Annotated in this window: 9 protein-coding genes and 1 tRNA gene; 6 read left to right on the top strand and 4 right to left on the bottom strand. The window is 68.0% G+C overall.

What is annotated here, in order from left to right:
- Positions 1-112 precede the first annotated feature (112 nt).
- Both I7X39_RS02435 and I7X39_RS02430 read left to right on the top strand, forming a co-directional pair.
- Positions 113-197: transfer RNA gene (locus I7X39_RS02435), tRNA-Leu, on the top strand.
- A 60-nt stretch (positions 198-257) separates the two neighbouring features.
- Positions 258-830, top strand: a complete 573-nt coding sequence (locus I7X39_RS02430) for a rhomboid family intramembrane serine protease (protein WP_198109350.1) — start codon at positions 258-260, stop codon at positions 828-830.
- A gap of 93 nt (positions 831-923) precedes the next feature.
- On the opposite strand, the gene galU is transcribed toward I7X39_RS02430, so the two are convergent.
- Both galU and I7X39_RS02420 read right to left on the bottom strand, forming a co-directional pair.
- A complete protein-coding gene (galU, locus tag I7X39_RS02425; RefSeq protein WP_198109349.1) occupies positions 924-1796 on the bottom strand; it encodes a UTP--glucose-1-phosphate uridylyltransferase GalU in 873 nt (290 codons plus the stop codon).
- A gap of 9 nt (positions 1797-1805) precedes the next feature.
- A complete protein-coding gene (locus tag I7X39_RS02420; protein WP_198109348.1) occupies positions 1806-4625 on the bottom strand; it encodes a valine--tRNA ligase in 2820 nt (939 codons plus the stop codon).
- Positions 4626-4804: 179 nt separating this feature from the next.
- On the opposite strand from I7X39_RS02420, the gene I7X39_RS02415 reads away from it, so the two are divergent.
- Positions 4805-5926: a beta-ketoacyl-ACP synthase III gene (locus I7X39_RS02415; RefSeq protein ID WP_198109347.1), complete on the top strand. Its 1122-nt coding sequence runs from the start codon at positions 4805-4807 to the stop codon at positions 5924-5926.
- Here the strand turns inward: I7X39_RS02415 and I7X39_RS02410 are convergent.
- On the bottom strand, positions 5913-8129 hold the full coding sequence (locus I7X39_RS02410; protein ID WP_198109346.1) for a penicillin-binding protein 1A: 2217 nt from the start codon (positions 8127-8129) through the stop codon (positions 5913-5915). The genes I7X39_RS02415 and I7X39_RS02410 overlap by 14 nt on opposite strands.
- A 56-nt stretch (positions 8130-8185) precedes the next feature.
- On the opposite strand from I7X39_RS02410, the gene sbcB reads away from it, so the two are divergent.
- The 3 genes from sbcB to I7X39_RS02395 are packed head-to-tail and all read left to right on the top strand — an operon-like array spanning position 8186 to position 10951.
- Entirely contained in the window at positions 8186-9661 is a 1476-nt protein-coding gene (gene sbcB / locus I7X39_RS02405) for an exodeoxyribonuclease I (protein WP_198109345.1), read from the top strand.
- 51 nt (positions 9662-9712) lie between these two features.
- Positions 9713-10624, top strand: coding sequence for a GGDEF domain-containing protein (locus tag I7X39_RS02400; protein ID WP_198109344.1), 912 nt, complete (start codon positions 9713-9715; stop codon positions 10622-10624).
- A 33-nt stretch (positions 10625-10657) separates the two neighbouring features.
- Entirely contained in the window at positions 10658-10951 is a 294-nt protein-coding gene (locus tag I7X39_RS02395; protein WP_198109343.1) for a hypothetical protein, read from the top strand.
- Here I7X39_RS02395 and I7X39_RS02390 read toward each other — a convergent pair whose 3' ends face one another.
- Positions 10952-12871: a bifunctional 2',3'-cyclic-nucleotide 2'-phosphodiesterase/3'-nucleotidase gene (locus tag I7X39_RS02390; protein WP_198109342.1), complete on the bottom strand. Its 1920-nt coding sequence runs from the start codon at positions 12869-12871 to the stop codon at positions 10952-10954.
- Between the last annotated feature and the right edge of the window lies 1 nt (position 12872).

The raw sequence follows: 12872 nt of genomic DNA, 5'->3' as shown, positions 1-12872 counted from the left end.
CATGCGAGCCATTGTGCCGGCCGCCCCAAAGACTTCGCTTCGCTATGGCAGAATCGCGGCCCTCCGAGCAAGGCGATGCCTTGCCAGCAACCTGCACACGGGTTGCGCACCTGCCCAGGTGGCGAAATCGGTAGACGCAGGGGACTCAAAATCCCCCGCCGCAAGGTGTGCCGGTTCGAGTCCGGCCCTGGGCACCAAGATTCCCGCTCATACACTCACGCCGCCCCAAGACCCGGGGTGCGTTTCCGAGTGAGCCCATGCCCCCGATGATGCCCGTCACCAAGGCCTTGATGCTGATCTGCGTCGGCATGTTCTGCCTGGGCGAACTCTGGCCTTACCTGGCCGGCTGGCTGGCGCTGTACCCGATTGCTTCGGGCTTCTTCCTGCCCTGGCAGCCGCTGACCTACGCCTTCCTGCATGGCGACGTGCTGCACCTGTTCTTCAACATGCTCGGCCTGTGGATGTTCGGTACCGAGTTGGAGCGCGTGCTGGGGCAAAAGCGCTATGTTCAGCTGCTGCTGGCGGGCGTGCTGAGCGCCGCTGCGGTGCAACTGGTGTTCACGGCGGCGATCGGCAGCAACGTGCCCACCGTGGGGGCTTCCGGTGCGCTGTACGGCCTGCTGCTGTGCTTTGGCATGCTGTTCCCGGATCGGGTCATCATGCCGCTGTTCCCCCCCATCCCCATGAAGGCCAAGGTCTTCGTGGCGGTGTTCGGCGGCTTGGAGCTGCTGATGGGACTGACAGGCGGCGGCGGCGTGGCGCACTTCGCCCACCTGGGCGGCATGCTGGGCGCCTACGCCCTGATGCGCTACTGGCGGCGCGGACGCTGAGCGTGGGCCGAGGCGAGCCCTGAGGGCTCGCCGACGCCTTGCGAAGGGGGCACCACGTCCAGCGGGGTGAGCGCGGCCTGCAAGGCCGCTGAATCAGAGCGCCAGGCCTTGCAGATACTGGCGGAAGCCCGGGCCGAGCTGCGGGTGCGCCAAGGCCAGCTCGACATTCGCCTCCAGAAAGCCTTCCTTGCTGCCGCAGTCGTAGCGCCGGCCTTCGTAGCGGTAGGCGAACACCTTCTCGCGGCGCAGCAGGCCGGCAATGCCATCCGTCAGCTGGATCTCGCCGCCCACGCCACGCGGCTGGTTGGCGATCTCGCGCAGCACGCCGGGCGTGAGGATGTAGCGGCCCGCCACCCCCAGCCTTGAAGGCGCGACTTCCGGCGCGGGCTTCTCGACGATGCGGTTGATGTCCAGCAGGCGCTCGTTGACCTCGGTACCCGCCACGATGCCGTAGCGCCGCGTGTGCTCGGCCGGCACTTCCTGCACCGCGATGATGCTGGCGCGCCATTCGGCGAACTGCTCAGCCATCTGCTGCAGGATGGGCTTCTCGCCCACCATCAGGTCATCGGCCAGCAGCACGGCGAAGGGGTCATTGCCGATCAGGCGCTGCGCGCACAGCACCGCATGCCCGAGGCCCAGGGCCTGGGCCTGGCGCACGTAGATGCACTCCATGTCGTCGGGCTTGACCGAGCGCACCACATCCAGCAGCTCCTGCTTGTTGGCCTGCTGCAGCGCCACCTCCAGCTCGAAGGTCATGTCGAAGTGGTCTTCGATCGGCCGCTTGTGGCGGCCGGTGACGAAGATCATTTCGCGCACGCCGGCCGCATAGGCCTCCTCGACCGCGTACTGGATCAGCGGCTTGTCCACCACCGGCAGCATTTCCTTGGGCTGCGCCTTGGTGGCGGGCAGGAAGCGGGTGCCGAGCCCGGCGACGGGAAAGACGGCCTTGGTGACGGCTGCGCTCACGGCGTGTCCTCAGCCCAGACGGGCCAGTTGTTCGCGTTGCTGGCTCAGTTGGGCCTCGAAGTCGGCCAGGCGTTGGCGCTCCTGAGCGACCACCGCCTCGGGGGCGCGAGCCACAAAGCTCTCATTGCCTAGCTTGGCCTGGGCCTTGGTGATCTCGCCTTCGAGGCGCGCCACTTCCTTGGCCACACGGGTCCGCTCGGCATCGATGTCGATCTGGACTTCCAGCGCCAGCTTGGCCTGGCCCAGCACCAGCACCGGGGCGAGGCGGCTGGCCTCGGCGAAGGCGGCTTCATCCAGCACGCGCAGCTCGCTGAGCTTGGCCAGGGCCTTGAGCAGCGGGGCGGCCTCGGCCAGGAAGGCGGTGTCGCCACTGACCAGCAGCGGCACCCGTTCGGCCGGGCTGAGCTTCATTTCCGAGCGCAGGCTGCGGCAGATGCCCACAGCTTCCTTCAGGCGCGCGACCCAGGCTTCCGAGGTTTCGTCCAGCTTGTCCAGCTGCGCCTGGGGGTAGGCGGCGCTGACGATGCGCCGCCCGTCGTCGGGCTTCTTGCGGTCGGCCACCACCGCCACCGTTTGCCACAGCTCCTCGGTGATGAAGGGCGTGATGGGATGCAGGGCGCGCAGCACGGTTTCGAGCACGCGGATCAAGGTGCGGCGGGTGCCGCGCGCGGCGGCCTCGTTGCCGGCGGCCTTGGCCTCCTGCAGCTGCACCTTGGCGATCTCCAGGTACCAATCGCAGTACTCGTCCCAGACGAAGCTGTACAGCGTGTTGGCGACCAGATCGAGGCGGTAGTCCTCGAAGGCCTTGGCGACCTCGGCCTCGACGCGCTGCAGGCGGCTGACGATCCAGCGATCGGCCGCGCTGAAGTGGTTGAAGCCCGGCGGGCACACGCCACCCGGGTGCTCGCGGAAGCCGCAGTCCTGGCCTTCCGTGTTCATCAGCACGAAGCGGGTCGCGTTCCAGAGCTTGTTGCAGAAATTGCGGTAGCCCTCGCAGCGCTTGCTGTCGAAGTTGATGGAGCGGCCCAGCGTGGCCAGCGAGGCGAAGGTGAAGCGCAGCGCGTCGGCGCCGTAGCCGGGAATGCCTTCGGGGAATTCCTGTTCGGTGGCCTTGCGCACCTTGGGTGCGGTCTCGGGCTTGCGCAGGCCGGTGGTGCGCTTGTCCAGCAGCGGGGCCAGCTCGATGCCGTCGATCAGGTCCACCGGGTCGAGCACATTGCCTTCGCTTTTGCTCATCTTCTTGCCATGGGCGTCGAGCACCAGGCCGTGGATGTAGACATGGCGGAAGGGCGGTTTGCCGGTGAAGTGCTTGGTCATCATGATCATCCGGGCGACCCAGAAGAAGATGATGTCGTAGCCGGTCACCAGCACGCTGCTGGGAAGGAACAGGTCCTGCTCCTGCGTGTTCAGCGTGGAGAAGGGCACCAGGGCCGAGGAGTACCAGGTGTCGAGCACGTCCTCGTCACGGGTGAGCTTCTTGCCAGGCGCCTGCGCCTGGGCCTCGGCCTCGCTGCGCGCCACGTAGACCTGGCCGTCTTCGTCATACCAGGCCGGAATCTGGTGGCCCCACCAGAGCTGGCGGCTGATGCACCAGTCCTGGATGTTCTTCATCCACTGGTTGTAGGTGTTGACCCAGTTTTCGGGCACGAACTTCACCTCGCCCGATTCGACCGCCTCGATGGCGCCCTGGGCGATCGACTTGCCATGCTTGCCCGGCTTGCTCATGGCGACGAACCATTGGTCCGTCAGCATCGGCTCGATGACCTGACCGGTGCGGGCGCAGCGCGGCACCATCAGCTTGTGCTTCTTGACCTCGACCAGCAGGCCTTCGCTCTCCAGCTGGGCCACGATGGCCTTGCGGGCAGCGAAGCGATCCTGGCCGACATAGGTGGCCGGAATGTCTGCGGCCTCATGGGCGCTGACCTTGGCCTCCAGATCGAAGATGGTCAGCATTGGCAGGCTGTGGCGCAGACCGACCTGGTAGTCGTTCTGATCATGCGCGGGCGTGACCTTGACGACGCCGGTACCGAAGGCCTTGTCGACGTACTCGTCCGCGATCACCGGCACCAGGCGGCCGGTGATGGGCAGGCGCACCTGCTTGCCGATCAGGTGCACATAGCGCTCGTCTTCCGGGTGCACCATGACGGCGGTGTCGCCCAGCATGGTTTCCGGTCGCGTGGTGGCCACCACCAAGGAATCCGAGCCTTCCGCCAGCGGGTAGCGGATGTGCCAGAGCGAGCCATCCTCTTCTTCGCTCTCCACCTCCAGATCGGAAACGGCGGACTTGAGGATCGGGTCCCAGCTCACCAGGCGCTTGCCGCGGTAGATCAGGCCTTCCTCGTACAGCTTGACGAAGGTGTCGGTGACGGTGGCCGAGAGCTTCTCGTCCATCGTGAAGTACTCGTGGTCCCAGCTCACCGAGGCGCCCATGCGGCGCATCTGGCGGGTGATGGTGTTGCCCGACTCTTCCTTCCACTCCCAGACCTTGGCGACGAAGTTCTTGCGCCCCAGGTCATGGCGGCTCACGCCCTGGCCCTGCAGCTGGCGCTCCACCACGATCTGGGTGGCGATGCCGGCGTGGTCGGTGCCCGGCACCCACAGGGTGTTGTGGCCCTTCATGCGGTGCAGCCGGGTCAACGCGTCCATGATGGTCTGGTTGAACGCGTGGCCCATATGCAGGGTGCCAGTCACATTCGGTGGCGGCAGCTGGATGCAGAAGCTGGGCTTGGCCTTGTCCAGGGTCGGGGCGTAGAGGCCTTCGCGCTCCCAGGTCGGGCCCCAGTGGGCTTCCAGGGCGGCGGGTTCAAAGGACTTGGCGAGTTCGGTCATGGCGCGGATGGGGACTGCGGCCCAGAGCGGGCCAAAGGGAGGCGGATTCTAGGGAGGGGCAGGGCCTGTGGCCGTGCCGAGCGGCAGGTTCTGGAGCCGCGGCTCCAGCCTTGGCAGCCGCCAGGCCTGGGGCCCTGCCTACACTGCGCCGCCACAACATCGATACCCGGAGACCCCCCATGTTCGACGCCGTCATCACCGGTACCGGCCTGTACCGGCCGCCGCATCAGATTTCGAATGCCGAGCTGGTGGAGGCCTTCAATGCCTATGTCGAGCGGCACAACCGCGAGCATGCGGCCGCCATCGCCGCCGGGGAGCGCGAGGCCCTGCAGCCCTCCAGCGTCGAGTTCATTGAGAAGGCCAGCGGCATCAAGAGCCGCTACGTGATGGACAAGCAGGGCGTGCTGGACCCGGCGCGCATGTACCCGCGCATCGCGGCGCGGCCCGATGACGCGCTTTCGCTGATGGCCGAGATCGCCGTGGATGCTGCCCGCCAGGCCTGCGCCGCCGCCGGGCGCCAGACCTCCGACATCGACGCCGTGTACTGCGCCGCCGCAAACATGCAGCGTGCCTATCCGGCGATGGCCTGCGAGATCCAGGCCGCGCTGGGCGCCAAGGGCTACGGTTTCGATATGAACGTGGCCTGCTCCTCGGCCACCTTCGCCATCGAGCAGGCCGTCAATGCCGTGAAGGTGGGCAGTGCCCAATGCGTGCTGGTGGTCAACCCGGAGATCACCTCGGCCCACCTGGAATGGCGCGATCGCGATTGCCACTTCATTTTTGGCGACACCTGCACCGCCGTCCTGATCGAGCGCGCCGACCTGGCCGTCAGCCCGGAGCGCTGGAAGATCGAGGGTACGCAGCTCGCCACGCAGTACTCGAACAACATCCGCAACAACTTCGGCTTCATGAACCGCTGCGAGGACAGCAACTGGCAGGAACGGGACAAGACCTTCCGCCAGGAAGGACGCAAGGTCTTCAAGGAAGTGGTGCCGATGGCCGCCGCCCACATCGAAACGCACTTGCAGCGTCTGGGCATGAAGCCGGCCGACATGCGCCGCTACTGGCTGCACCAGGCCAATCTGGGCATGAACCAGCTGGTCATCAAGAAGCTGGTGGGAGCCGAGGCCGGCTCCAGCGTGGCACCGCTGATCCTGGACGAGTGGGCCAACACCGCCTCGGCCGGTTCCATCATTGCCTTCCACGAGCACCGGGCCGACATGCAGCCCGGCGACCGTGGCGTGATTTGCTCCTTTGGCGCGGGCTACTCGATCGGCAGCGTGGTACTTACCCGCCAGTAGCCGACGCGGCACTGGCCGCCGGCGCCGGGCTGCCGATCCAGGCACGCGCGGCGCTGCCGGCGAACTCTTCGTAGAACCATTCGCCGTCGAGCTGCACCAGCCCGTCCTCGGGCGGCTGCAGCGGTGCAGGGGCCACCCCTTTGAGCGCGGCGCGCAGCGTGTCCACCCAGACCGGCAGGGCCAGGCCGCCGCCCGATTCGCGCTCGCCCAGCGAGCGCGGCTGCGGGTAGCCGATCCACACCGCGGCGGCGCGCTGCGCCTGAAAGCCCACGAACCAGGCATCCACGGCGTCGTTGGTGGTGCCCGTCTTGCCGTACAAATCCTGGCGTTGCAGCGCCGCACTGGCGCGTGCGCCCGTGCCTTGAAGCATCACGGCATTCAGCAGTTGGGACGTCATGAAGGCATTGCGGGGCGAAATTGCCTGGGCGCGCTGCGGCTCCGCTGCGGCGTAAAGCTGTTCGCCCTTGCTGTCGGTCACCTTGCTGATCAGCCGCGGCTCCACTTTCAGGCCGCCGCTGGCAAACACCGCGTAGGCGCGCGCCATCTGCAGCGGAGTGGCAGCGCCCGAGCCCAGCGCCAGGGTCAGATTGAGGGGCTGGCGCTCGGCTTCAAGGCCGAACTGCGCGGCCCAGGCCCGCACCTCCTGCGGGCCCAGCTCCTGCACCAGGCGGATGGTGGGCATGTTCTTGCTGCGCGCCAGGGCTTCGCGCAGGCTGAGCTCGCTCTGGTACTCACCGTCGTAGTTCTGCGGGCTCCAGTCGCCGATGTGCAGGGCCTCGTCACTGACATGGGTGCGCGCGTGCGCGCCCTTCTCAATGGCGGCCGAGTAGACGAAGGGTTTGAAGGCCGAACCCGGTTGCCGGTAGGCCTGGGTGGCGTGGTTGAACTGCAGGCGCTGGAAGTCGAACCCGCCGACGAGCGCCCGGATGCTGCCGTCCTGCGGGTCCAGGCTCACCACTGCGCCCTCGGCCTGCGGACGCTGCGCAAGCTGCCAGCCCCCGGGGGCCAGCTCCTGCACCCGGACCTTCGCGCCGCGCTGCAGGCGCTTGGCCACCGGCACCTGGGGGCCGATGAAGGGCAGGGCGGGGCGCAGGGCGGCGCCGCTGAGCGCCACGCGTCGCCCATCGCGCAGCTGGATCTCCAGGGCGTCGCGGCTCACCGCCCTCACGATGCCGGCCAGCGCGTCATCCACGTCGGGGAAGTCGCTGAAGCTGCCGTCGTGGATGTCACCGTCGGCCTCCAGCTCGGCCATGCCTTCTTCCACGCCGCGGTAGGCCTGGCGACGCTCCAGCGCCCAGAGCGCCTTGTGCAGGGCCTGGTGGGCGGCCAGTTGCTCGCCCGCCATCAAGGTGGTGTGGGCCACCAGGCCGCGCGTGTAGAGCTCCTCGCCATAGCGCTCGAAGAGCTCCGCCCGCACCATTTCCAGCGCGTGGTCGGACTTGCCGGCCAGCGCGGAGGGCTGGCGCAGCTTCAGCGGCAGCTTGCGCGCGGCTTCGGCCTGCGCGGCGGTGAGCAGGCCCACCGCCTGCATGCGCCCCAGCACATGGTGCTGGCGCTTGATGGCGCGCGGCAGGTTGACGGCCGGGTTCACATGCTGCGGGTTCTGCGGCAGACCGGCCAGCATGGCCACCTCGGCCGTATTGAGTTCGTCGAGCTGCTTGCCGAAATAGCGCTCGGCGGCGGCGGCGAATCCGTAGGAGCGATGACCCAGATAGATCTGGTTCATGTAGACCTCGAGGATCTTGGCCTTGCCCAGCTCGCGTTCCATCTTCAGGGCCAGCAACATCTCCACCAGCTTGCGGCTGAGGATCTGCTTCTTGGTCAGGTACATGTCCCGCGCCAGCTGCTGCGTGATGGTCGAGGCGCCCTGGCGGCGCTCGCTCCATAGGTTGTTCCACACCGCGCGCAGGATGCCGCTGAAATCCAGCCCCGGGTGGTTCCAGAAGTCCACGTCTTCCACGGCCAGCAGGGCGTCCTGCAGGCCTTTGGGGATCTGCGCCAGCGGCACGAAACGGCGGCGCTCGCTGCCGAACTCACCCAGCAGCTCCCCCTCGGCGCTGAGCACGCGCAGCGGCTGCTTGGGCTGGTAGTCGGACAAGGCGTCCAGATCCGGCAGTTGCTGCCAGATGAAGGCGGCCGCCAGGGCGGTGATCAGGCTCAGGGCGAGCAGGGGGCCGATGACCCAGTACAGCAGGCGTTTCAAGACAGGTGGGGCCGGCAAGCCGGACAGGCCATGGGGGCGCGAATTATGCTGAGCCCATGTCCGCACCCCTGAGCTTCTACTGGCACGACTACGAGACCTTCGGCCGCAATCCGCGGCTGGACCGGCCGGCCCAGTTTGCCGGCATCCGCACCGACGCCGAACTCAACGAGATCGGCAGCCCACTGATGCAGTACTGCCAGCCGGGCGACGACACGCTGCCTGACCCGGAGTCCTGCCTGATCACCGGCATCCTGCCGCAGACCTGCCAGGCCCGCGGCGTGCCCGAACCCACCTTTGCCGCCGCCATCGAGCGCGAGCTCGGGGCGCCAGGCACGGTGGGCTGTGGCTACAACACCCTGCGCTTTGACGACGAGTTCACCCGCCATCTGTTCTGGCGCAACCTGCTCGACCCCTACGCCCGTGAATGGCAGAACGGCTGCGGGCGCTGGGACTTGCTCGATCTGGTGCGCGCGGCCTATGCGTTGCGTCCGGAAGGCATCGAATGGCCCTTGGGCGATGACGGTCGCACAAGCTTCAAGCTGGAGAAGCTCTCGGCCGCCAATGGCCTGGCGCATGAGGCGGCGCACGATGCTTTGTCGGACGTGCGCGCCACGATTGCGCTGGCCCGGCTGCTGAAGCAGCGCCAGCCGCGCCTCTTTGACTTCGCACTCAAGCTGCGCCGCAAGGAGGCGGTCTGGGCCGAGGTGGGCGAGGCGCCGCGGCCCCTGCTGCATGTATCGGGCATGTACGGCGTCGAGCGCGGTTGTCTGGCCCTGGTCTGGCCGCTGGGCATGCACCCGCGCAACAAAAACGAGCTGATCCTTTGGGATCTGGCTGCTGACCCCGCCGAACTGTTCGACCTGCGCCCCGAGGAGATCCGCGCCCGTCTGTTCGTGCGCCAGTCCGAACTGCCCGAGGGCGTGTTGCGCCTGCCGATCAAGACCCTGCATGCCAACAAGTCGCCGTTCGTCGTCAGCAGTCTGCAGACCTTGAGGCTGGAACTGGCCGAGCGTTGGGGTCTCAATTTGCAAGTGCAGCTCGGCCATGCCGAGCTCTTGCGTCAGCGTGGCCGGCAGCTGGACGGGCTCTGGTCAGAGGTCTACGCCAGCGCGCCGACGGAGTCGGTCGATCCCGAGGCCGATCTGTACGGCGGTTTCGTGGCGGATGCCGACCGCAAGGCGCTGATCCAGCTGCGCGGCTGGAATGCGGCCGAACTGGCCGAGCGGGCGCGTTCGGGCCGCCTGCACCTGAGCGACGCGCGCCTGGAAGAGCTGGTGTGGCGTTACCGGGCCCGCCACCAGGGCGAGCAGCTGGATGCCGCCGAGCGCCAGCGCTGGCTGGCCCAACGAGCGCGCCGCCTGCATCTGGGCGAGGGCGGCGGTCTGCCGCTGGCCGACTACCTGGACCGCCTGGATCAACTGCAGGCCCAGCACGACGATGAGCGCAGCCAAGCTCTGCTGGAGGCGCTGGTGGACTGGGTGGAGGGCATCGCGCCGCCGCACCCGGACGAATTGCGGGATAGCGCCGCTTGACCGCCCCACTTCTTGGGTGAAGATCGCCCCATTCCCCTGCCAGGAGCCGTCATGACCGACCCCCTCGCCGCCAACCGCCTGCAGGCCCTGCTGGTGCGGTCCCCCGTGGCCGCCGCCTTTGTCAGCCAGGGGCAGTTCACGGTCGTCAGCGAACCCTTCAACCACATGTTCGGGCAGGGTGACGACCACGACCTGGGCAGCCAGCCGATCCGGGCCGTGTTTGTCTCTGACGCCTCCCACGCGGCGGTGTCCGAGCGCCTGGCGGCGGCCTATCAGTCTGGCCAGCCCCTGAATGAGGAAGTCGAGTTCGTGCGGCGCGATGGCGGCCGCTTCTGGGGCAAGCTCAGCGCCAGCCCGCTGGACTGGCAGGACCCCAAGGGTGAGGCGCTGTGGATCGTCGAGGACGTCACGGCGGCCCGTGCGGCCCGTCTGGCGCCGACCTGGACGGCCAAGCACGACCCGGTCACCGAGCTGGCCAACCGCCGCGAGTTCGAACGTCGCCTCTCGGATCACGTGGGCAGCCGCCGCAACGAGCCAGTGACCGTGCTTTGGCTGGATCTGGACAAGTTCGGCGAGATCGTCACCGGCATGGGCAACGAGACCGCCGATCACTTCCTTTACGGCATCGGCCAGCTGCTGCAGGCTCGGGTGCGGGCTTCGGATACCGTGGCGCGCATCGAAAAGGACCGCTTTGCCGTGCTGTTGCCCGATTGCAACCAGCACTACGCCGAGATCGTGGCTGAAAAGATGCGGTCTGCCATCGCCGCCTACCGGCTGCGCTGGGGCCTGCATCGGGCGCGGGTCAAGGTCAGCATCGGCGTGGTGCTGCTGCAGAACAGCCTGGAAACCCCGGACTCCGTGCTCGCAGCGGCCAGCTTGGCCTGTGGCGAAGCGAAGGCCGCCGGGGGTGATTGCGTGCGGGTGTTTGTGTCGGCAGGCAGCTTTGAGGCGGTGGCCGGCTGATAATTGGGCCGTTTTCACCCCGGAGTTCCTGAGATGGCTGTCGAGTTGTCCACTGCCTTGGCGGGCTTGTCGGCGGCGCAGGAGCGGCTGCGGGCGTCGGCCAACAACGTGGCGCTGTCGTCCGTCAAGCTCATGCGCACCGAGCCTGAGTCGCGTCCCGACCTGAACCAGGGGGCTGCCTCCGAGTTTCAGCTGCAGGCGCGAGACCCTGACCTGGCGCGTTCGCTGGTCGAACAACGCACCGCGACGTACCAGTTCATCGCCAACTTGCGCGTGCTGCAGACGCAACTGGCAGTGTCCGGCGTGATGCTGGACATCTACGCCTGATCAGCGCCCGCCCAGGCTGAAGCGCTGCAGGCCGGCTTCGGGCTGGCCCAGGGTGTTCACGCCCGGCGTTTGCTCCAGATGTCGAGCGGCCTCCGCCAGGCCCCGGAACACCAGACGGGTGCCCGGCACCGGCTGGATCCACCAGTTCTGGTCCGGCACGGTCGAAACCGTGCCGAGTTGCCGCATGTGATCCAGCAGCACCTGGCGGCTGTCTGCACGACCTTCTGCCACCACTTCTGCGCCCTGCAGCGCCGCAAAGCGGCCACCGCCCTCGGCCCGGTAGCTGTTCGTTGCCACGACGAACTCCTGCTCCGGGCGCACCGGCTGGCCCTGGTACTCCAGCAGCGCGACGCGCTGACCGCCATCCGGGCGGCGCTGGCCGTAGCTTGTGTAGCGCGGGCGCTGCGTCAGGTCGAAGGCATAGCGCACGCCGTCGATGACATCGAAGTTGTACGAGGGGTAGTCCGGGTCGAGCAGCTCCTGCTCGGCCGGGCCGGCCGGGTCGATGGTGCGGAATTGCCCGGCCACCATTTCCAGCCAGTCGCGCAGCTGCGCGCCGTTGACCTTCAAGGCCTTGAAGCGGTTCTGGTAGGGGTAGAGGTCGACCGCATGCTTGAGCGCCAGCGGGCCGACCGGGATATCGGCCGCCTGGCCGTGCAGGCTGGTGGTCTTGAACGGGGAGGCCGCGGAGAGCCGCGGCAAGGCCTCCCAGCGGCTGCCCTTCAATTCGCGATCGAGCTGCGCCAGCTGCGCCTCGTTCAGCAATTGCAGCGCGGCGCTGTCCAGCAGCTGGGCAAAGTGGGTGTGCAGGGGCACCCGGCTTTGGGCCACCGGCTGCTGCACCCAGGCCCGCGTGGCCTCGTGCTCCTGCTGGATCAGCGGCGCCACCCAGGTGGCGGGCTCAGCCCGTGCGCGCTGCTGCTGGGCATCCCACACCGGGCGCAGCACGCTGCGCGATTCGCGCACCTGCCAGCGGCCGTGCCGGCGTTCCAGCAGCAGGTCGATCAGGCCCAGATGGTCGCCCCAGCGGCCGGCCATCACGGCCGGCACCTTGCCGATGCGTCCGTGCTCGACATCGACGCCGGGGTGCTGGGCATAGGCCGGGGAGGGAAACAGGCCGTGCGCATGCCCAAGCAGCAGGGCATCCACCCCCGGCAGCTCCGCCAGCGCCAGCGCCACGTTGTCGTCCAGCGGTCGGGCAGTCTGGCCGGCCGGCTCCAAGCCGGTATGGGCCAGCAGCAGCACCAGGTCGGCCCCCTGCCGGCGTAGTTGGCGCACCCAGTGGCGGGCGCTTGTCACCGCGTCTTGGGTGCGCAGGCGCCCCAGCAGCTGTTCGCGCAGCAAGGCCACGCTGCGCGGCGGCGCCAGGCCAATGACGCCCACACGCAGCCGATGCACCCGGCCCTGCTCATCGCGCCAGCGCCGCTCCAGCATCACGGCCGGCTTGAATGCGGGCTTGCCGCTGCGACTGTCCAGCAGGTTGGCACTCAGCACCGGGAAGGGAACGCCTTGCAGCGCGCGGCGCAGAAAGGGCAGGCCGAAGTCGAATTCATGGTTGCCCAGGTTGGCGGCGTCTACCTGAAGGGCGCGCAGCACGCGGTAGGCCGGGTGCAGTTGCGCGGGCGGCCAGTTGCCCTGGTGCGCCAGCCAGTCGCCGAGCGGGCTGCCCTGCAGCAGGTCACCGTTGTCAAACAGCAGGTGGTTGGGTGCCTCTGCACGCGCCTGCTCGATCAAGCTGGCCGTGCGGGCCAGGCCGAACTGTGGACTGGGGCGATCCAGCGTGTAGTCGTGGTCAAGCAGCTGCATGTGCACGTCGGTCGTCAGCAGCAAGCGCAGCGGCAGGCGCTGGGCCGCGCCAGGCAGGCTGAGTAACAGACCGAACAGCAGCGCCAGCAGGTGGCGGGGCAGGGACACAATCATG

Origin of the sequence: Inhella proteolytica (assembly GCF_016093275.1) — a bacterium.
In the GTDB taxonomy this organism is placed as follows: Bacteria; Pseudomonadota; Gammaproteobacteria; order Burkholderiales; family Burkholderiaceae_C; genus Inhella; species Inhella proteolytica.
The sequence above is the reverse complement of the archived record's forward strand: the minus strand, read 5'-3'. Positions and strand labels throughout refer to the sequence as shown.

Bases quoted from the DNA above. Each gene is read 5' to 3' on its own strand.
- I7X39_RS02430 (WP_198109350.1), top strand. From the start codon at position 258: ATGCCCCCGATGATGCCCGTCACCAAGGCCTTGATGCTGATCTGCGTC.
- I7X39_RS02420 (WP_198109348.1), bottom strand. From the start codon at position 4,625: ATGACCGAACTCGCCAAGTCCTTTGAACCCGCCGCCCTGGAAGCCCAC.
- I7X39_RS02415 (WP_198109347.1), top strand. From the start codon at position 4,805: ATGTTCGACGCCGTCATCACCGGTACCGGCCTGTACCGGCCGCCGCAT.
- sbcB (WP_198109345.1), top strand. From the start codon at position 8,186: ATGTCCGCACCCCTGAGCTTCTACTGGCACGACTACGAGACCTTCGGC.
- I7X39_RS02400 (WP_198109344.1), top strand. From the start codon at position 9,713: ATGACCGACCCCCTCGCCGCCAACCGCCTGCAGGCCCTGCTGGTGCGG.
- I7X39_RS02395 (WP_198109343.1), top strand. From the start codon at position 10,658: ATGGCTGTCGAGTTGTCCACTGCCTTGGCGGGCTTGTCGGCGGCGCAG.
- I7X39_RS02390 (WP_198109342.1), bottom strand. From the start codon at position 12,871: ATGATTGTGTCCCTGCCCCGCCACCTGCTGGCGCTGCTGTTCGGTCTG.